Below are 18,367 nucleotides of genomic sequence, written 5' to 3'. Positions count from 1 at the left end.
GCGACCCCCCTCCGGCATGCAGACCTCGCCTGCGATACCGACCCCAGCCCCCTCAGGGGCGCGGGGCAGTGTCGATATGCGGCTCCGCCGCGGGGCGCGACCAGCCCCCACCCACCCGCAGCCGCCAACGCACCCCACCCACCCCACCCGAATAGCGATCATCGGCGGCGGCCCAGCCGGCCTCTACGCCGCAGCGTTGCTGAAACGCCTGAACCCCACCCGCGAGATCACCGTCTGGGAACGCAACCCCCCGAACGACACCTTCGGCTTCGGCGTAGTCCTCTCCGACGAGACCCTCGGCGGCATAGAACACGCCGACCCGACCGTCCACGAGGCCCTGCAAGCCCACTTCACCCGCTGGGACGCCATCGACATCGTCCACCGAGGCACCCGCCACACCTCCGGAGGACACGGCTTCGCCGCCCTCGGCCGCCGCACCCTCCTCCGCATCCTGCACGACCGCTGCCGCGCCCTCGGCGTGGACCTCCGCTTCGGCACCGAGGCCCCGTACCCCTCCTGGCTCTGCGAGACGTACGACCTGGTCATCGCGGCGGACGGGGTGCACAGCGCGACGCGCGAGGCGTACGCGCAGGTGTTCCGGCCGACCGTCGAGACGCACCGCTGCCGCTACATCTGGCTCGCCGCCGACTTCGCCTTCGAGGCGTTCCGTTTCGAGATCGCCGAGACCGAGCACGGCGTGGCGCAACTGCACGGCTACCCGTATGCGCCGGACGCCTCCACCGTCATCGTGGAGATGCGCGAGGAGGTGTGGCGGGCCGCCGGGCTGGACCGGGCCGACGAGCGCGAGTCGGTCGAACGGTGCGCGAAACTCTTCGCCGACGCGCTCGGCGGCCGGCCGCTGCGCTCCAACAACTCCACCTGGACGACCTTCCGCACGGTCGTCAACGAGCGCTGGTCGCACGGCAACCTGGTCCTGCTCGGTGACGCCGCGCACACCGCGCACTTCTCCATCGGCTCCGGCACCAAGCTGGCCGTGGAGGACGCGCTGGCGCTGGTCGCGTGTCTGGAGGAACAGCCCGACCAGGAAAGGGCGTTGAGGGCGTACGAGGAGGAGCGGCGCCCGGTGGTCGCCTCCACCCAGCGTGCCGCGCGGGCCAGTCTGGAGTGGTTCGAGAACATCGGGCTCCATCTCGACCAGCCCTCGCGGCAGTTCGCCTTCAACCTCCTCACCCGCAGCCGCCGTGTCACCCACGACAACCTCCGCCTGCGCGACGCGCACTTCACCGGCGCGGTGGAGCGGGAGTTCGGCTGCCCGCCCGGCACACCCCCGATGTTCACCCCCTTCCGGCTGCGCGGGCTGACCCTGCGCAACCGGGTCGTGGTCTCCCCGATGGACATGTACTCGGCGACCGACGGTGTCCCCGGCGACTTCCACCTCGTCCATCTGGGCGCCCGGGCCCTCGGCGGCGCCGGGCTGGTGATGACCGAGATGGTGTGCGTCAGCCCCGAGGGGCGGATCACCCCGGGCTGCGCCGGACTCTGGAACGCCCGGCAGGCCGACGCCTGGCGCCGCACGGTGAGCTTCGTGCACCGGCACGCACCGGGCACGGCCGTCGGCGTGCAGCTGGGGCACTCCGGCCGCAAGGGCTCGACCAAGCTGATGTGGGAGGGCATCGACGAGCCGCTGGACACCGGCAACTGGCCCTTGGCAGCGGCCTCCCCGCTGCCGTACAAGCCGGGCAGCCAGACACCGCGCGCGCTCTCCCGCGCCCAACTCACCGACATCCGCGAGCAGTTCGCCTCGGCCGCGCTCAGGGCCGCCCGCAGCGGGTTCGACCTCCTCGAACTCCACTGCGCCCACGGCTACTTGCTCTCCGGCTTCCTCTCACCGCTGACGAACCGCCGCACCGACCGCTACGGCGGCCCGCTCGAACACCGGCTCCGCTTCCCGCTCGAAGTCTTCGACGCCGTACGGGCGGTGTGGCCGGAGGAGCGGCCCATGACCGTCCGTATCTCCGCGACCGACTGGGCGGACGGGGGCACCACCGCCGAGGACGCCGTCGCGATCGCCCGTGCCTTCGCCGCGCACGGCGCCGACGCGATCGACGTCTCGACGGGACAGGTCGTCGCCGACGAGCACCCCGAGTACGGCCGCTCGTACCAGACCCCGTACGCCGACCGCATCCGGCACGAGGTGGGGGTACCGGTGATCGCCGTGGGCGCCATCTCCTCCTGGGACGACGTCAACTCCCTGCTCCTGGCGGGCCGCACCGACCTCTGCGCCCTGGCCCGGCCCCACCTCTACGACCCCCACTGGACCCTCCACGCCGCCGCCGAACAGGGCTACGAGGGACCGGGCGCGCCCTGGCCCGCCCCCTACCGGGCCGGCAGCCGCCGCCCCAACACGGGCCGCACCGACGCCCCCAGACCCCGCCTCACCTTGTCCTAGGTGTACTGGGCGTGACCCGGGGTGCCGGTCCGACGAGGCCCCGCTCCGCCAGCATCGCGTACACGGCCGCGGCCGACTCGTCGGGGGTCTGGTCCTGCGTGGGGAGCTGGAGCGCGGGGGCGACCGGCGGCTCGTAGGGGTCGTCGACGCCGGTCAGGCCCTTGAGGCGGCCCGCGGCCTGCCGGGCGTACAGCCCCTTGACGTCGCGGCGGCTGCACACCTCGACGGGGGTGGCGACATGCACCTCGAAGTACGGCGTGCCGCTCACGTCGTGACGCTTGCGGACGGCCTCCCGGCTGTCGGCGTACGGCGCGATGACCGGCACCAGCGCCAGCACCCCGTTGCGGGCGAGGACCTCGGCGACCAGGCCGATGCGCTGCACGTTGGTGTCGCGGTCCGCGCGGGAGAAGCCGAGGCCGGCGGAGAGGAAGCGGCGGACCTCGTCACCGTCGAGGACCTCCACCCGGTGCCCCTCGGACCGCAGCCGGCCGGCGAGCACGCGGGCGACCGTCGTCTTGCCCGCACTCGGCAGTCCGGTGAGCCAGACCGTGGCTCCCTGGGCCCGGGAGGCCCTGGACGAGGTCGTCATGCGCGGGTTCCTTTCGCGGCACCGGCCGTGACGCCGTGCCGTTGCTCGTGGAGGGAGGTGAAGAGGGACTCCCAGCGGTGGTGGACGGAGTCCGGGCCGTAGGAGGCGGCCGTGAGGACCGCGGCCACCCCCATGTCGGCGCGCAGCACCTCGTCGGCCATCAGCCTGGCCATGGCGTCGGCGAGCGCGTCGGGGTCCTCGGGCGCGACGAGCAGCCCGTCCACGCCGTGCGTCAGTACGTCGGCGGGGCCGGTCGGACAGTCGAAGCTCACCACGGGCAGAGCGTGGCTCATCGCCTCGATCATCACCATCGGCAGTCCCTCGAAGCGCGAACTGAGCACATAGAAGGAGGCCTTGGCGAGTTCGTCGTCCAGGCGGTCGGTGTGTCCCATGAGGAAGACGTGATTGTAGAGATGGTGTTCCTCTATGAGGCGGCGCAGTTCCGACTTCTTCTCGCCGCTGCCGTAGATCCTCAAGCGCCAGTCGGGGTATGTCTCGACGAGCTTGGCCCAGGCCGGGATCAGCAGGTCGAAGCCCTTCTGCGGGAAGAGCCGGCCGGCCGCCACCGCGATCTTCGACCTGGGGTCCGCGGGCACCTGGTCCAGGGAGTGCACGGCATTGGGGATGCGGACGACCCGGGTCCCTGGCAGCAGTTCGGCGTACTCGTCGCGGTCGCGTTCGGTCAGCACGGCGACCGCGGCGAAGCGCGGGTAGGTCTCCTGGATGCGCCGCCGCACGTCCTGCTTGTGGCTGCCGAGGTTCATGTGTTCCTGGGCGACCCGGACCACACCGCCGGTGGCGTGCTCCGCGGCCAGGAAGTTCAGCGCGGGGCGGGTGGTGACGAGGACGCCGTCGGTCAACGACCGCAGATACGCGATGAGTCGGTCCTCCACGTACCGGTTGAAGTAGCGGTAGCCGAACTCGCCCTCGGGGATGTGCCGGGCGGGTCTCTCCAGCTGTCCGCCGCGCCTGCGGTCGCGCAGGCGGGCGAGCAGCCCGGTCGGCGGGGTGTGGGCGCCCTCGCGCAGGTCGACGACGGTGGAGACCCGCACCCGGGGGTCGAGCGGGAACTGGATGTCGTCGCGGCGGCGCAGGGCACTGACGATCTCCACGGTCCAGCCCGCCGCCACCAGGGAGTTGGCCTGGTTCATCACCGTGCGGATGGTCCCGCCCCGGCCGTACGCGTGCAGCAGCAGATAGCGGACGCGGGGACGCTCCGGGAGAGGTCGGCGGTCGGTCATGCGGAGCCTTTCGTACGGCACTCCAGGGACAGGTTGTCCTTGATCGTGTAGTAGGGCCGCACCCGGAGGTCCCCCACGCGCTGTTCCGGGTACACGAAGATCCTCTTCTTGCCCCGCACGTCGTCGAGGTGCCTCCCGGCGCGCAGTTCGACCTCGCCGTCGCTCAGGTGGACGTCCCACTCCTCGACGGACGCGTAGTCGGCGGCGGCGAGGTCGCCGACGGGCAGCCCGGTCTCGAAACGGTCGCCCTCGACGGCGGTGTCGTAGCGCAGCGTCCGGCCGGTGTGCGCGCGGCGGGTGAGGACGAGCCGCCAGGTCCCGCCCGCCGGGACCCCGTGGATGCGTCCGAGGAGTCTGATGTGTCCGTCGCGCGGCCAGACCTCGGCTATCTCGGCGTGCGGCCTCATGCGCCGTAACCCCACGCCCGGCACATCGGCCGGAGCGGGCCGGGGATCTCGTCGTCGCCGGGCAGCGCCCGCCCGGCCTGCACCCGACCGGTCCTGATCTTGTCCCGCCAGTCGCCGAGGCCCTTGACGACCTGGGCGTCGTCCTTCGCGCCGTAGTCGAGCATGGCCGGTTCGAAGTCGACGCCGAGGTACGCGCACAGCCCCCGCAGTTCCTTCTCGGCGTCGGCGGTGAGGTCCTCGTAGCGCACGGTGTACCCGCCGGTGGTGCCCTCGCGCGCCTTCTCGACGGCCCTCATGTAGCGCAGCGCGTCGGCGGCGGCCTCGTCGTAGGTGCGCCTGCCGGGGTCGCCCTCGTGCCAGGACCGGGCGATGGAGACCGGGTGGCGCAGCAGGAAGACGAAGCGGGCGTCCGGCCAGCAGTCCCGGATGCGCTCGTACACGAAGGCGTTGCTCGGGGTCTTCTCTACGATGAAGTCCTTGCCGGACCTGACCAGTTCGCGGTGCATGACCCGGTCCCACAGCAGATGCTCCAGGTCACCGCGCTCCAGGTCGAGCGCGCTCATCGCCTTCCGGGAGAGCTTGCTGCCGTAGCCGACCTCCAGACGACGTATGTGCAGTTCGTGCGGGGAGTGCAGCCGCGAGTGCGCGTTCAGGAGCATCCGCAGCAGGGTGGAGCCCGAGCGCACGGGCGACATGATGAAGACCGGCCGCCTGAGCAGCCGGTCCGTGGCGAGGTCCTCGGGAGCCGGACATCGGTACACCGCCGTGGGCTTCCTCGCGGCCTGCTTCGGCGCCGTGACCCCGGGCGCGGGCACGACCGGGGCGGCTCTGCGTACGTGCAGACCGGTGGTGGCGGTGAGGGCACGGTTCAGGGTGCGCATGAGGCTCATGCGTCAGGATGGTAGGTAAAGATTCTGGGAAGAACGAAGCAGGAAGCTGAGGGTTCCCTGAGCGGGCGGATCCGTCGCGGGGTCTTACGTTCCGGCGTCCACGAACGCGGCTCCCGCGTCCCTCAGCCGCGTGTGCAGTGCCCGGAACACGGCCGCCGAACGCACCCCCGGCCAGTCGGCGGGCAGCAGTTCGGCCGGCAGTCCCGGGTCGACGTACGGCAGTTGGCGCCAGGAGTCCAGGGCCAGCAGATAGTCGCGGTACGCCTCCTCCGGCCGGGTCTCCCCGCGCCGCTCCCAGTCGTGCAGCACGGGCGCGTGCCGGTCGAGGAACGCCTCGTGCTGCTTGGCGATCCCGGCCAGGTCCCACCAGCGCGCCACCGCCTCGGCGGTCGCCGCGAACCCCAGGTGCTCGCCCCGGAACAGGTCCACGTACGGGTCGAGCCGCAGCCGGGTCAGGGTGTGCCGGGTCTCCTCGTACAGCCGGGCCGGCGCGATCCACACGCCCGGCGCCGCCGTGCCGAAGCCCAGGCCGGCCAGCCGGGAGCGCAGCACGTGCCGCTTCTGCCGCTCCGACTCCGGCACCGAGAACACGGCCAGCACCCAGCCCTCGTCCCGCTCGGGCGCCGTCGCGTAGATCCGCCGGTCGCCGTCCTTTAGGAGCTGGCGCGCGTCCTCCGACAGGGCGTACCCGGCCGCCCCCGTCGCGGCGCGGGCCGGCAGGAGCAGGCCGCGCCGCTTCAGCCGGGACACCGAGGAGCGGACGGAGGGCGCGTCGACACCGACCGCGGCGAGCAGCCGGATCAGCTCGGAGACGGGCACGGGGCCCGGCACCGACCGGCCGTAGGCGCCGTAGAAGGTGACGATGAGCGAACGTGGTGCGTGCTGTTCGGACACGTTGATCATTTTAGGTCTTCGGTATCACTGCTGGTCACCTAGGGTGCGCAGCCGGAACCTCTGGAGTTTGCCGGTCGCCGTGCGCGGCAGCGCGTCCAGGAACACGAATGCGCGCGGACATTTGTACGGCGCCAGCCGCGCCTGCAGGAACGCGCGCAGCGCCTCGCCGTCCCGGCGCGCGCCCGCCGCGACCACCACGTAGGCGACGACGACCTGGCCGCGCGCCTCGTCCGGCCGCCCCACCACCGCCGTCTCCACCACGTCCGGATGGCGCATCAGCGCCTCCTCGACCTCGGGGCCCGCGATGTTGTACCCGGCCGAGATGATCATGTCGTCGGCGCGCGCGACATAGCGGAAGTACCCGTCCGGCTCACGGACATAGGTGTCGCCCGTGACGTTCCAGCCGTCGCGCACGTACTCCCGCTGCCGCTCGTCCGCCAGATAGCGGCACCCGACCGGGCCGCGCACCGCGAGCAGCCCCTGCCGCCCGTCGGGCACCGGCCTGCCCTCATCGTCCTGCACCCGCGCCCGCCAGCCCGGCACGGGCACGCCGGTCGTCCCCGGCCGTACGGCGTCGTCGGCCGCCGAGATGAAGATGTGCAGCAGCTCGGTCGCGCCGATGCCGTTGATGATCCGCAGCCCGGTCCGCTCGTGCCAGGCCCGCCAGGTGGCCTCCGGCAGGTTCTCGCCCGCCGACACACACCGCCTGAGCGACGAGATGTCGTACGGGTTCGACCCGCCCGCCGCTTCCGGAGCGGCCGACCCGTTCAGCTCGGCCAGCATCGCCCGGTAGGCGGTCGGCGCGGTGAACAGCACCGACACCCCGTGCTCGGCGATCGCCGGCAGCAACTGCCTCGGGCCCGCCTGTTCGAGCAGCAGGGCGCTGGCGCCGGCCCGCATCGGGAAGAGGACGAGACCGCCGAGGCCGAACGTGAAGCCGAGCGGGGGAGAGCCCGTGAACACGTCGTCCGCCCGGGGCCGCAGCACATGCCGGGAGAAGGTGTCCGCGACCGCCAGCAGATCCCGGTGGAAGTGCACACAGCCCTTGGGGCGCCCGGTCGTCCCGGAGGTGAACGCGATCAGCGCCACGTCGTCGGCAGCCGTGTCCACCGCCTCGAAGGGACCGCGTGCCCCGTCCGCCGACGGCAGACCGAACAGATCGTCGGGCCCGTCCCCGCCGAAGGTGGCGATCATCAGCCCCGGGACGTCCGCCTTCACGAGGTCGTCGACGTACCGCAGGTCGCACAGCGCGAACGAGACCCGCGCCAGTTCGCAGACGGTCGCCAGCTCCCGCGGCCGCTGCTGCGCCAGGACCGTCACCGCGACCGCCCCCGCCTTGAGCACCGCCAGCCAGCACGCGGCCAGCAGGGGCGTGCTGGGCCCGCGCAGCAGGACCCGGTTGCCGGGCACCACCCCGAGGGCGGACGTGAGGGCGTGCGCGATCCGGTCGACACGGGCCCGGAGTTCGCCGTAGGTCCAGGTCTCCCCGCCGGGCGCGCGGAACGCGGGCCGCCCGGACCCACCGCCGTCGAGCAGCTCGGCGGCGGCGTTCAGCCGGTCCGGATAGCACAGCTCGGGGAGGTCGAACGTCAGCTCCGGCCACTGGTCCGGCGGCGGGAGACAGTCCCGGGCGAAGGTGTCGACATGAGCGGTGAACCTGGAGTTCATGACGTTCGCCCCCTGCTGTGGTCCCTGCCGAAGTGGGCTCGCACGGAGTGCCGGACCGGCCCGGCGTGGGTGGGCTCGCATCAGCGAGCGTATCGCCTTGGTGACGGCAGTCAACAGTTCGCGATAACCTCGGCAGTGGCCCCCTGGGGGAGAAGGGACGGGCAATGACCGCATTCTCGCTCGAACCGGAACGACTCGCCTGGTGCGCGGAGCTGCGCGCGCTGGCCGCCGAACGCCTGCGCCCCCTGGCCGACAAGGGCGAGCCCGGCCACGTCAACCGCCCCCTCGTCGCCGAGCTCGGCCGACTGGGGCTGCTCACCCGGCTGTTCACCTCGGGCGCGCTCGACCTCTGTCTGATGCGCGAGTCCCTGGCCTACGTCTGCACCGAGGCCGAGACGGCACTGGCCCTCCAGGGGCTGGGCGCCCACCCGGTGCACACCCACGGCACCGAGGCGCAGCGGGCCCGTTGGCTCCCCCGGGTCGGCGACGGCGACGCGGTCGCGGCCTTCGCGCTCAGCGAGCCGGGCGCCGGCTCGGACGCGGCCGCCCTCTCTCTGCGCGCGGAACCCGACGGCCCCGGCCGCTGGCGGCTCACCGGCGAGAAGTGCTGGATCTCCAACGCCCCCGAGGCCGACTTCTACACCGTCTTCGCCCGCACCACCCCGGACGCCGGCTCCCGCGGGGTGACCGCCTTCCTGCTCCCGGCCGACCGCCCCGGCCTGACCGGCACGGCCCTCGACATGCTCTCGCCGCACCCCATCGGCGCCCTCGCCCTCGACGCCGTGCCCGTCACCGCCGACGACGTCCTCGGCACACCCGACCAGGGCTTCCGGGTCGCCATGGCCACCCTCAACCTCTTCCGGCCGAGCGTCGGCGCCTTCGCCGTCGGCATGGCCGAGGCCGCCCTGGACGCCACCCTCGCGCACACCGCCCGACGGGACGCGTTCGGCGGCAAGCTGCGAGACCTCCAGGCCGTCTCCCACCAGGTCGCCGAGATGGCGCTGCGCACGGAGGCGGCCCGGCTCATGGTCTACGCGGCGGCGACGGCGTACGACGCGGGGGACCCGGACGTGCCACGACGGGCCGCGATGGCGAAGCTGCTGGCCACGGAGACCGCGCAGTACGTCGTCGACGCGGCCGTCCAGCTGCACGGGGCACGGGCGCTGCGCCGCGGCCATCTGCTCGAACACCTCTACCGGGAGGTGCGGGCGCCCCGCATCTACGAGGGGGCGAGCGAGGTGCAACGGACGCTCATCGCCAAGGAGTCGTACCGGCGGACCGTGCCGGAGGGGAGGCCGTCATGAGCGTCGAGCGGGTGAACCCGGCCGGGTTGTCGCCGCCCACGGGCTTCTCCCACGCTGTCGTCGCCACCGGGAGCCGGGTCGTCTTCCTGGCGGGTCAGACCGCGCTCGACGCGGACGGCAAGGTCATGGGGGAGACACTGGACGAGCAGTTCGAGCGGGCCCTGGCCAATCTGCTGGCCGCACTGGAGGCCGCCGGCGGTGCGCCGGCCGACCTCGCCCGGGTCACGGTCTACGCGACGGATGTCGCCGACTACCGGCGCCACGCTCCCCGACTGGGCGGGATCTGGCGGAGGTTGGCGGGCCGCGACTACCCCGCCATGGCGGTCGTCGGCGTCGTACGGCTCTGGGACGAGCGGGCGCTGGTGGAGCTGGACGGATTCGCGGTCCTGCCGTAGCCCCGGTGCGCGGAAGGTGTCAGGCCGCGACCGCGAGCCGGCTCGGTGCGACGATGCTGCCGTCGGGCAGGATCTCACCGGTGTCGTCGAAGACGATCGCCCCGTCGCACAGCAGGTTCCAGCCCTGCTCGGGGTGGAAGGCGACGATGTGCGCGGTGGCGCGGTCGGTGCTGTCGGCCGAGGGGCACAGGGGCTGGTGTGAACACATGGCGCGCCTCCACGTCGTGGTGAGTGCCGGCGGTGCGTCACCGCCTCGCACTACAGACCATGCCCGCGCCCGCGACTCATCGCCACACCCGCGCGCGAGACGTGACAGCACCCGGACGTGCCGTGACAGGACGCGGACATAGCCCCGTCCGCGCGGCTCGCGCGCGGTGGTGAGGACGGCGGAACGGCGCGCCTACAGAAGGGTGATGATCACACGATCGGAAGGGGTCGGCCGGTACCTCTGGAACCCCGCTGGAACCCCGTCAAGGAGGTACCCCCATGCCCTCGTCCCCGGCCCTCGCGCGCGTACCCCGGCTGCTCGGCGCGGCCGTCGGCGCCGCGCTGCTGGCGCTCGCCGCCGCCCCGTCCGCCGGCGCCACGATCGAGCCGTTCGAGACGGTGACCGTCGACCCCACCGGCCTCGTCGCCCCGGACGGCACCCTCACCCTGTCCGGCACCTACCGCTGTCTCGGCGGCAACGGTCCCGTCTTCGTCTCGTCCTCGCTCCAGCAGGGCGAGAGCAAGGTCCGCAAGGGGGTCGGCGGCACCTCGGCGGTGTGCGACGGCGCCGAACACCCCTGGACCAACACCGACAAGGCCGACCCGGGCCGCTACCGGCCCGGCCCCGCCCGGGTGGAGGCCACCGTCACGGAGCTGTCCGGCGGCGGCCTGCCGCTGCCCAGGTTCCACGCCGTGCGCCAGCAGGACATCACCCTCGTCGAGGGCTGAGCACCCGCCCGGACGCGGCCCGTTCGACGGCCCGGCGACGCGAAGGCGGCCCCGGTGGTGGGTGGTCCACCGGAGCCGCCTTCTCCCTGCCAGGATCCGCTACTTGAGCAGATGTACCCGCTGGGTCGTCAGGTCGTAGCGGGCGCCGACGACGGCCACCTCGCCGGCCTTCAGCTTGGCGGCGATGTCGGGGTCCGCCTTGAGCTTGGAGCGGACGAGCCGGACGTTCGCGTCGATGGTCGCCGCGACCCGGGCGTCGCCGGTCACGCTGTGGTCGATGGCCGGAGCGATCTCGTCCGCGATGTACTGGATGCCGCTCGGCAGTTCCTCACCGCTCTCGTCCACCGCGACGGCCGCCTTCACGGCGCCGCAGGACTGGTGACCGAGCACCATGACCAGCGGGATCTTCAGTTCCAGGACACCGTACTTGACGCTGCCGAGCACGGACCGGTCCAGTACCTCGCCCGCGCTGCGGACGGTCATCAGGTCGCCGAGGCCCTGGTCGAAGACCAGCTCCGGGGGGACGCGGGAGTCGATGCAGCCGAGGACGAGCGCGAAGGGCTGCTGACCGGTCGTCAGGGCCTTGCGTACGGCGTAGTCCTCGTCGGGGTGCTGCTCGTGGAAGGTCCGCCAGCGGCGGTTGCCCTTCGACAGTTCCTTCAGCGCCTCGTCCGCCGTGGCCGGGCGGGTCCGGGTGGGGGTGGAGTGCCCGGGGGTGGCGCGGGTGGAGCGGGACACGGGCTCGGCGTCGGCCGGGAAGGCGCCGACCGCGAGGCCGCCGCCGACGACGGCGGTACCGGCCAGCGCGGCGCGCAGGAGTGAGCGTCGGCCGCGCGGCTTGGCGTGGGATATCGGGGCGTCCGCGCCGGTGGCGGTCGCCTCGGCGCCGTCGCCTCTGTGGGGTGTTGCGTCAGAGTTCACGGGCAGGAACGTACGTCCGGTCTAAACGCTCAAACGTTCAAGTTGCGCAATCATGGACGTGCGTTGATCAATCATGGCCGTCCCTTGAATCGCTCTTGGCCACTTCGGGACGGGTTTTTGGACAGCTCGTCTCTTGTTGTTCGCCTACGGCGCGGGAGGGGGCCGGTCGTCCGGTCTCAGGTCCGGTGCGCGAAGACCACCAGGTTCTCCGTGTAGTCCATGACCTTGCGGTCGTAGTCGCCCGCGCAGGTGATCAGCCGTACCTCGGGCCGGTCGGCGTCGGCGTACACGCGCTCGTCGGGGAAGTCGTCCTTCTCGAACGTCTCCAGGGCGTCGACCACGAAGGAGACCCTGGTCCGGTCGGAGCGGACCACGTGGAAGACATCGCCCTTCTCCAGTTCGCCGAGCCCCGCGAAGACAGCCGGCGAGGTCGCCGTGTCGACGTGCCCGGCGATGATCGCGGTGCCCGTCTCCCCGGGGACGGCGCCCTCGGCGTGCCAGCCGACGAGGTTCACGTCGTCGGCGGGCGGGGCGTCGAGCTGCCCGTTGCGGCCGACGGAGAGGGGGACGAAGGGGGCGCTCACCTGGATCTCGGGGATGAGCAGACGGACCGGCCTGGCCCCGGGCGCCCGTTGCCGCCGGTCCGCCGGCCGTTCGACGGGCGCGGCCTCCTCGGCGGGGGAGGCGGGCGCGGCCTGCGGGGCGTGCCGGGCGTTCGGCGGGCGGGAGGTGTCGGACGAGGAGTCCTCGCCGCCGAACAGGCTCACCGCCAGGATCAGCAGGACCACGGCGCTCAGCACCGTCAGATTGACGCGGGCGCCGGGGGGAGCAGGGTGGGCTGCCATCAAGAACCACCTCACAGGTACGGCAGCAGAACGAACAGACGGGAGGCCGGGCGGGCGAGGGCCGCACACCGGCACGCCGACGGGGACACGCTTCGGCACGCCGGCCGGGGACAGGGCACGCTCCGGGACGCCGGCCGGGCCGCCACACGACACACGGTGTGGCGGCCGCGGCTCGCTATCGCGCCAGGTATCGCGCCCGGCATGGGCTCAGGCCACGCTTCCGGCGGTCTTCCTGCGGCGCAGGGCGTACATGCCCGTACCGGCCACCGCGAGGACCGCCATCCCGCCCGCGGTCACCGCCGGCGAGGCGAGCGCGCCGCCACCGGTGTGCATCCCGCCGTGCGGCTTGTCGTGGTCGCCCTTCCAGGCTCCCGCCTCCTCGTTGTCCTTCCAGGAGCCCTTCTCGTGCTCGTCCTTCCAGGACTCCTTGTCGTTGCCGCCCTTCCACGAGTCCTTGGCGTGGTCGCCGTTCCAGGACTCCTTGGTGGACTCCTCCTTGTCGTAGCCCCCGGCGCCGGGCTTGCCCGCCCGCTCGGAGTCCCACTGCCCCGTGTCGGCCGGAGCGGTCAGCGCACCGCCACCCGTGTGAACCCCGCCGTGCGGGCCGTCGTGGCTGCTGTCCTTGCCGTGTTCCTTGCTGTAGCCATTGTCCTTGTGCTCCCACTCGTCACCGTCGGCGTAGGCGCCGGGAGCGGTGACGGCGAGGGCGGCGGCCGCCGCCCCGGTGACGAGCAGCATGCGGGCAGAACGCATCTGATGGTCCTTCCGCCGCAGCCGGGCAGCTGGTGCTTCGTCAGCTGACTTGACCCGACTCCGACGTGATCCACCGTCAGCCGGATCGCACGCCGCCACCACTCAGGGCGCTCAGCCGGGTGAACCGGCGGACCCCTCCCCGAACGCCTCCAGGATCCGCTCGGCGGCCAGTGTCGCCGTCAACTCGCCGTCCCTGACGCGCTGTTCGAGGCCGGGCGCGAGGGAGCGGACACCGGGATGGGTGCGGAGCCGGCCGAGGAGCTCGTCGCGGACCATCGACCAGGTCCAGTCGATCTGCTGCTCCCGTCGCTTGGCGGCGAGGCGGCCGGTGGAGTCCAGGAGCGTGCGGTGCTGCTCCAGGCGCTCCCAGACGGTGTCCAGGCCGGTCGACTCGCGGGCGCTGCAGCTCAGCACCGGCGGCGTCCAGACCGCGTCCTTCCCGTGCATCAGCCGCAGCGCCCCCGACAGCTCCCGTGCCGCCGTACGGGCGTCGCGCTCGTGCGGGCCGTCCGCCTTGTTCACGGCGAGTACGTCCGCCAGCTCCAGGACGCCCTTCTTGATGCCCTGGAGCTGGTCGCCGGTGCGGGCGAGGGTGAGGAGGAGGAAGGAGTCGACCATGTTCGCGACGGCCGTCTCGGACTGGCCGACGCCGACGGTCTCCACCAGCACCACGTCGTAGCCGGCCGCCTCCATCACCACGATCGACTCACGGGTGGCCTTGGCGACCCCGCCGAGCGTGCCGGCCGTGGGGGAGGGGCGGACGAAGGCCGCCGGGTCGACGGCCAGCCGCTCCATCCGGGTCTTGTCGCCGAGGATCGAGCCGCCCGTACGGCTCGACGACGGGTCCACCGCCAGCACCGCCACCCGGTGCCCGAGCGAGGTCAGCATCGTGCCGAACGCGTCGATGAACGTGGACTTGCCCACGCCCGGCACCCCGCTGACCCCGATCCGCCGGGCCCGGCCGCTGTGCGGCAGCAGCGCCGTCAGCAGCTCCTGCGCCAGCACCCGGTGCTGGGGTCGGGTGGACTCGACGAGGGTGATGGCACGGGCGACGATCGCCCGCTTCCCGTCGAGCACGCCCTTGGCGTAGGCGTCGACATCGATCACAGGTCGAGCCCGAGGTCGGCCCCCAGCCGCCGCACCAGGTCGTACGCCGCGTCCGGGATGACCGTGCCGGGCGGGAACACGGCCGCGGCGCCCATCTCCAGGAGGGTGGGCACGTCCTGGGGCGGGATCACCCCGCCGACCACGATCATGATGTCCTCACGCCCCTCCTCGGCGAGGGCCTCCTTCAGCGCCGGTACGAGGGTGAGATGCCCGGCGGCCAGGGAGGACACCCCGACGATGTGGACGTCCGCCTCGACGGCCTGACGGGCCACCTCGGCCGGGGTCTGGAACAGCGGGCCGACGTCGACGTCGAAGCCGAGGTCGGCGAAGGCGGTCGCGATCACCTTCTGGCCCCGGTCGTGGCCGTCCTGGCCCATCTTGGCGACCAGGATGCGCGGCCGGCGGCCCTCGGCCTCGGCGAAGGCGTCCACCAGGCTCCGGGTACGCTCCACGTTCTCGGACTCCCCTGCCTCGTTGCGGTACACGCCGGAGATCGTACGGATCTGGCTCGCGTGCCGGCCGTACACCTTCTCCAGGGCGTCGGAGATCTCGCCGACCGTGGCCTTGGCGCGGGCCGCGCGCACGGCCAGCTCCAGCAGGTTGCCCTCGCCGCCGGCCGCCCGGGTCAGCGCGTCCAGGGCGTCCTGGCAGGCCCGCTCGTCGCGCTCCGCGCGCAGCCGGCGCAGCTTCTCGATCTGCTGGGTCCGCACGGAGGAGTTGTCGACCTTGAGCACGTCGATCTGCTCGTCGTTCTCCACGCGGTACTTGTTGACGCCGATGACCGGCTGCCGCCCGGAGTCGATGCGGGCCTGGGTGCGGGCCGCGGCCTCCTCGATGCGCAGCTTGGGGATGCCCGCGTCGATGGCCCTGGCCATGCCGCCCGCCTGCTCGACCTCCTGGATGTGCTGCCAGGCGCGGCGGGCGAGGTCGTACGTCAGCTTCTCCACGTAGGCGCTGCCGCCCCACGGGTCGATGACGCGGGTGGTGCCGGACTCCTGCTGGATGAGGAGCTGGGTGTTGCGGGCGATGCGGGCGGAGAAGTCGGTCGGCAGCGCCAGCGCCTCGTCGAGGGCGTTGGTGTGCAGCGACTGGGTGTGGCCCTGGGTGGCCGCCATCGCCTCCACACAGGTGCGGGTGACGTTGTTGAAGACGTCCTGCGCGGTCAGCGACCAGCCCGAGGTCTGTGAATGGGTGCGCAGGGAGAGCGACTTGGCGTTCTGCGGGTCGAACTGCTTCACCAGTTTGGCCCAGAGCAGGCGGGCCGCGCGGAGCTTGGCGACCTCCATGAAGAAGTTCATGCCGATCGCCCAGAAGAACGACAGCCGGGGCGCGAACGCGTCCACGTCCAGGCCCGCCTCCCGGCCCGCCCGGATGTACTCGACGCCGTCCGCGAGCGTGTACGCCAGCTCCAGGTCGGCCGTCGCGCCGGCCTCCTGGATGTGGTAGCCGGAGATGGAGATGGAGTTGTAGCGGGGCATCTTCTGCGAGGTGAAGGCGAAGATGTCGGAGATGATCCGCATCGACGGCTTCGGCGGATAGATGTAGGTGTTGCGGACCATGAACTCCTTGAGGATGTCGTTCTGGATGGTCCCCGCCAGCTTCTCGGCCGGCACCCCCTGCTCCTCGGCCGCCACGATGTAGAGCGCGAGCACGGGCAGCACGGCGCCGTTCATCGTCATCGACACGGTCATCTTGTCCAGCGGGATGCCGTCGAAGAGCTGGCGCATGTCGAGGATCGAGTCGATCGCCACGCCCGCCATGCCGACGTCACCGGTCACGCGCGGGTGGTCGCTGTCGTAGCCCCGGTGGGTGGGCAGGTCGAAGGCGACGGACAGGCCCTTCTGACCGGCAGCCAGATTGCGGCGGTAGAAGGCGTTGGACTCCTCCGCGGTGGAGAAGCCCGCGTACTGGCGGATCGTCCAGGGCTGGTTGACGTACATCGTCGGGTACGGGCCGCGCAGATACGGGGCCATGCCCGGGTAGGTGCCCAGGAAGTCCAGGCCCTCCAGGTCCTGGCCGGTGTAGAGCGGCTTGACCCCGATGCCCTCCGGGGTCTCCCACAGCGGCTCGCCGCCGGCCGCCTTCTCGACCGCCGTACGCCACTCGTCGGCGCCGCCGTCGACGGACGGGGTACCCAGCTCGATCCCGGAGAAGTCGGGGACGGAGGGGTTGGAGGGGCCGGAAGGGGTGGTCATCAGGACACTCCCATGCGGTCGAGGGTGGCGGTCAGGACGGCCACGGCGTCACAGCCCGCGAAGACGAAACCGTCGACGTCGGCGTACTGCCCGGGGCGGCCGGCGAGGAACACGTGCGAGGCGCCGGCGGCCTTCAGCCCGGCCGCCTCGGTCGCGGCCCGCTCCTCGTACAGGGCGTCGCTGGAGCACAGGCACGCCTCGGTGGCGCCGCTCTCCTCGAAGGTGCCCCCGGTGACGGGCTCGATGCCGCCCGCCTGGAAGAGGTTGGCGGCGAAGGTGAGCCGGGCGGTGTGGGCGGCGGCCGGGCCGAGGGCGGCCAGGTGGATCCGGGGGCGGGAGCCCGTCGCGGCGAGGTGGGCGTCCGAGCGGGCGCGCAGTGCCTCGTACGTCTCGTCGCGGGTGACGCGGGGGAGACCGCCGGACGGCGGCTCGGGCGCGGGTGCGCGGACGACCGGCTTCTCCGCCAGGTGCGGGAACTCGCTGACCCCGGTGATGGGTTCGCGGCGCTTGGCGAGCCTGCCGGTGCGGGCCTCCCAGGTGTCGGCGAGGTCGCGGCCCAGGTCACCCGAGCGCAACGCGGCCGCCTGGCCGCCGAGTCGCTCGATCCGCTGGAAGAACTCCCAGCCCGCGTGGGCGAGTTCGTCGGTGAGGCGCTCCACGTACCAGGAGCCGCCCGCCGGGTCGATCACCCGGGCGAGGTGGGACTCCTCGATCAGGATCGTGGAGGTGTTGCGGGCGATGCGCCGCGCGAACGCGTCCGGCAGGCCCAGCGCGTGGTCGAACGGCAGGACCGTGACGGAGTCGGCGCCGCCCGCGCCGGCGGCCAGCGTGGCGATGGTCGTGCGCAGCATGTTCACCCACGGGTCGCGGCGCGTCATCATCACCGCCGAGGTCACCGCGTGCTGCGTCTGCGCCCCGGCGGCGGGCGCCCCGCACACCTCGGCGACCCGGGCCCAGAGCCGGCGCGCGGCGCGAAGCTTGGCGATCGTCAGGAACTGGTCGGCGGTGGCCGCGTACCGGAACTCCAGCTGGCCGCAGGCCTGTTCGACGCTCAGCCCGGCCGAGGTCAGCTCCCGCAGGTACGCGACACCGGTCGCCAGGGAGGCGCCCAGCTCCTGCGCCGCCGAGCCGCCGGCCTCGTGGTACGGCAGGGCGTCCACGGTCAGGGCCCGAAGGCCCGGGTACTCCTCGGCGCACTGTCGCGCGAGGTCGACGACGGGGGCGAGGTCGTAGCCCTGTCCGGTGCGGGCCTCGTGGCCGAGGGGGTCCGCGCCCAGGTTGCCGCGCGCCGCCACCTTGGCGACTCCGCGCTCGGCGTACAGCCGCAGCAACTCACCGGCGGCGGACTCCACTTCGGCGCCCGCGTCCAGCACGACGGGCGCGAGGTCGAGGTACACACCGTCGAGGACCGAGCCGAGCGACGCCACCGGGAGGCCGGCCTCGCCGAGCACCAGCCACAGGGAGGTGACGCCGTTCTCCAGGTCCGCGAGCACGGCTGCGCCGTCCGCCACCGTGTGCCGCTGGCGTACGTCCCAGCCGCCGACGGAGGTGCCGGCGGCCCGCCCTCCTCGTACGAAGGGCGCGAAGCCGGGGTGGCCGGAGGGCGGCGCGGTGTCGTGCGCGGTGTAGAGAGGACGGGTGCGCAGCCCGTCCTCCAGCGCGGTGGACAGGGCTTCCTCGGCCTGAGCGCCCTCGACGTCCTTGCCCGACTTGCGCAGCACGCCCGCAACGAGGCGCTGCCACTGCTCGTGGGTTGCGTCAGGGAACTCGGCGGCCAGCTCAAGCCCGTCGTCAGGCAGGACCGTCATGCTC

Annotated in this window: 17 protein-coding genes; 4 read left to right on the top strand and 13 right to left on the bottom strand. The window is 72.6% G+C overall.

The annotated features are described in order from the left end of the window. Positions 1–76 precede the first annotated feature (76 nt). A complete protein-coding gene (locus HW837_RS10420; RefSeq protein ID WP_193380615.1) occupies positions 77–2,410 on the top strand; it encodes a bifunctional salicylyl-CoA 5-hydroxylase/oxidoreductase in 2,334 nt (777 codons plus the stop codon). Here the strand turns inward: HW837_RS10420 and cysC are convergent. From cysC to HW837_RS10390, 6 genes are all read right to left on the bottom strand, one after another. Further along, positions 2,397–2,999, bottom strand: a complete 603-nt coding sequence (cysC, locus tag HW837_RS10415; RefSeq protein WP_060887701.1) for an adenylyl-sulfate kinase — start codon at positions 2,997–2,999, stop codon at positions 2,397–2,399. The two genes, HW837_RS10420 and cysC, sit on opposite strands and share 14 nt — an antisense overlap. Further along, positions 2,996–4,240, bottom strand: coding sequence for a glycosyltransferase family 4 protein (locus tag HW837_RS10410; protein WP_093789577.1), 1,245 nt, complete (start codon positions 4,238–4,240; stop codon positions 2,996–2,998). The genes cysC and HW837_RS10410 overlap by 4 nt, the downstream gene beginning before the upstream one ends. Continuing rightward, positions 4,237–4,647 (bottom strand): hypothetical protein, encoded by a 411-nt coding sequence (locus HW837_RS10405; RefSeq protein WP_060887699.1) that lies wholly within the window; start codon positions 4,645–4,647, stop codon positions 4,237–4,239. Before HW837_RS10405 ends, HW837_RS10410 begins: the two co-directional genes overlap by 4 nt. Next, entirely contained in the window at positions 4,644–5,537 is an 894-nt protein-coding gene (locus HW837_RS10400; protein WP_060887698.1) for a sulfotransferase family protein, read from the bottom strand. Before HW837_RS10400 ends, HW837_RS10405 begins: the two co-directional genes overlap by 4 nt. Before the next feature lie 84 nt (positions 5,538–5,621). Beyond that, positions 5,622–6,440 (bottom strand): PaaX family transcriptional regulator, encoded by an 819-nt coding sequence (locus tag HW837_RS10395; protein ID WP_093789579.1) that lies wholly within the window; start codon positions 6,438–6,440, stop codon positions 5,622–5,624. A 15-nt stretch (positions 6,441–6,455) separates the two neighbouring features. Continuing rightward, positions 6,456–8,099 carry an AMP-binding protein gene (locus HW837_RS10390; protein ID WP_193380616.1) on the bottom strand — a complete coding sequence of 548 codons (1,644 nt, stop codon included), beginning with the start codon at positions 8,097–8,099 and terminating at the stop codon, positions 6,456–6,458. A gap of 164 nt (positions 8,100–8,263) precedes the next feature. Here HW837_RS10390 and HW837_RS10385 point away from each other — a divergent pair, with 164 nt between their 5' ends. Further along, positions 8,264–9,403 (top strand): acyl-CoA dehydrogenase family protein, encoded by a 1,140-nt coding sequence (locus HW837_RS10385; RefSeq protein ID WP_045562050.1) that lies wholly within the window; start codon positions 8,264–8,266, stop codon positions 9,401–9,403. Then, complete coding sequence (locus tag HW837_RS10380; RefSeq protein WP_045562049.1) at positions 9,400–9,798, top strand: RidA family protein; 399 nt, start codon at positions 9,400–9,402, stop codon at positions 9,796–9,798. The genes HW837_RS10385 and HW837_RS10380 overlap by 4 nt, the downstream gene beginning before the upstream one ends. A 19-nt stretch (positions 9,799–9,817) precedes the next feature. Here the strand turns inward: HW837_RS10380 and HW837_RS10375 are convergent, their stop codons facing one another. Next, on the bottom strand, positions 9,818–10,006 hold the full coding sequence (locus HW837_RS10375) for a DUF5999 family protein (RefSeq protein WP_045562048.1): 189 nt from the start codon (positions 10,004–10,006) through the stop codon (positions 9,818–9,820). 278 nt (positions 10,007–10,284) lie between these two features. On the opposite strand from HW837_RS10375, the gene HW837_RS10370 reads away from it, so the two are divergent. Further along, positions 10,285–10,734, top strand: a complete 450-nt coding sequence (locus HW837_RS10370) for a DUF6299 family protein (protein ID WP_045562047.1) — start codon at positions 10,285–10,287, stop codon at positions 10,732–10,734. Positions 10,735–10,833: 99 nt separating this feature from the next. Here the strand turns inward: HW837_RS10370 and HW837_RS10365 are convergent, their stop codons facing one another. From HW837_RS10365 to HW837_RS10340, 6 genes are all read right to left on the bottom strand, one after another. Next, positions 10,834–11,655 (bottom strand): carbonic anhydrase, encoded by an 822-nt coding sequence (locus tag HW837_RS10365; RefSeq protein WP_193380617.1) that lies wholly within the window; start codon positions 11,653–11,655, stop codon positions 10,834–10,836. 176 nt (positions 11,656–11,831) lie between these two features. Beyond that, the gene (locus HW837_RS10360) at positions 11,832–12,500 is read right to left on the bottom strand and encodes a class F sortase (protein WP_177261821.1); all 669 of its coding nucleotides are present in this window, start codon (positions 12,498–12,500) and stop codon (positions 11,832–11,834) included. A gap of 207 nt (positions 12,501–12,707) precedes the next feature. Then, a complete protein-coding gene (locus HW837_RS10355) occupies positions 12,708–13,253 on the bottom strand; it encodes a hypothetical protein (RefSeq protein ID WP_093789581.1) in 546 nt (181 codons plus the stop codon). 111 nt (positions 13,254–13,364) lie between these two features. After that, positions 13,365–14,360, bottom strand: coding sequence for a methylmalonyl Co-A mutase-associated GTPase MeaB (gene meaB / locus HW837_RS10350; protein ID WP_045562044.1), 996 nt, complete (start codon positions 14,358–14,360; stop codon positions 13,365–13,367). After that, entirely contained in the window at positions 14,357–16,555 is a 2,199-nt protein-coding gene (gene scpA / locus HW837_RS10345) for a methylmalonyl-CoA mutase (RefSeq protein ID WP_193380618.1), read from the bottom strand. Before scpA ends, meaB begins: the two co-directional genes overlap by 4 nt. Continuing rightward, entirely contained in the window at positions 16,555–18,363 is a 1,809-nt protein-coding gene (locus HW837_RS10340) for a methylmalonyl-CoA mutase subunit beta (RefSeq protein WP_193380619.1), read from the bottom strand. Before HW837_RS10340 ends, scpA begins: the two co-directional genes overlap by 1 nt. Positions 18,364–18,367 lie beyond the last annotated feature (4 nt).

It is taken from the genome of Streptomyces caniscabiei, assembly GCF_014930365.1.
GTDB lineage: Bacteria > Actinomycetota > Actinomycetes > Streptomycetales > Streptomycetaceae > Streptomyces > Streptomyces caniscabiei.
Note: the sequence above shows the minus strand (reverse complement) of the source record. Positions and strands in the feature narration are given on the sequence as shown.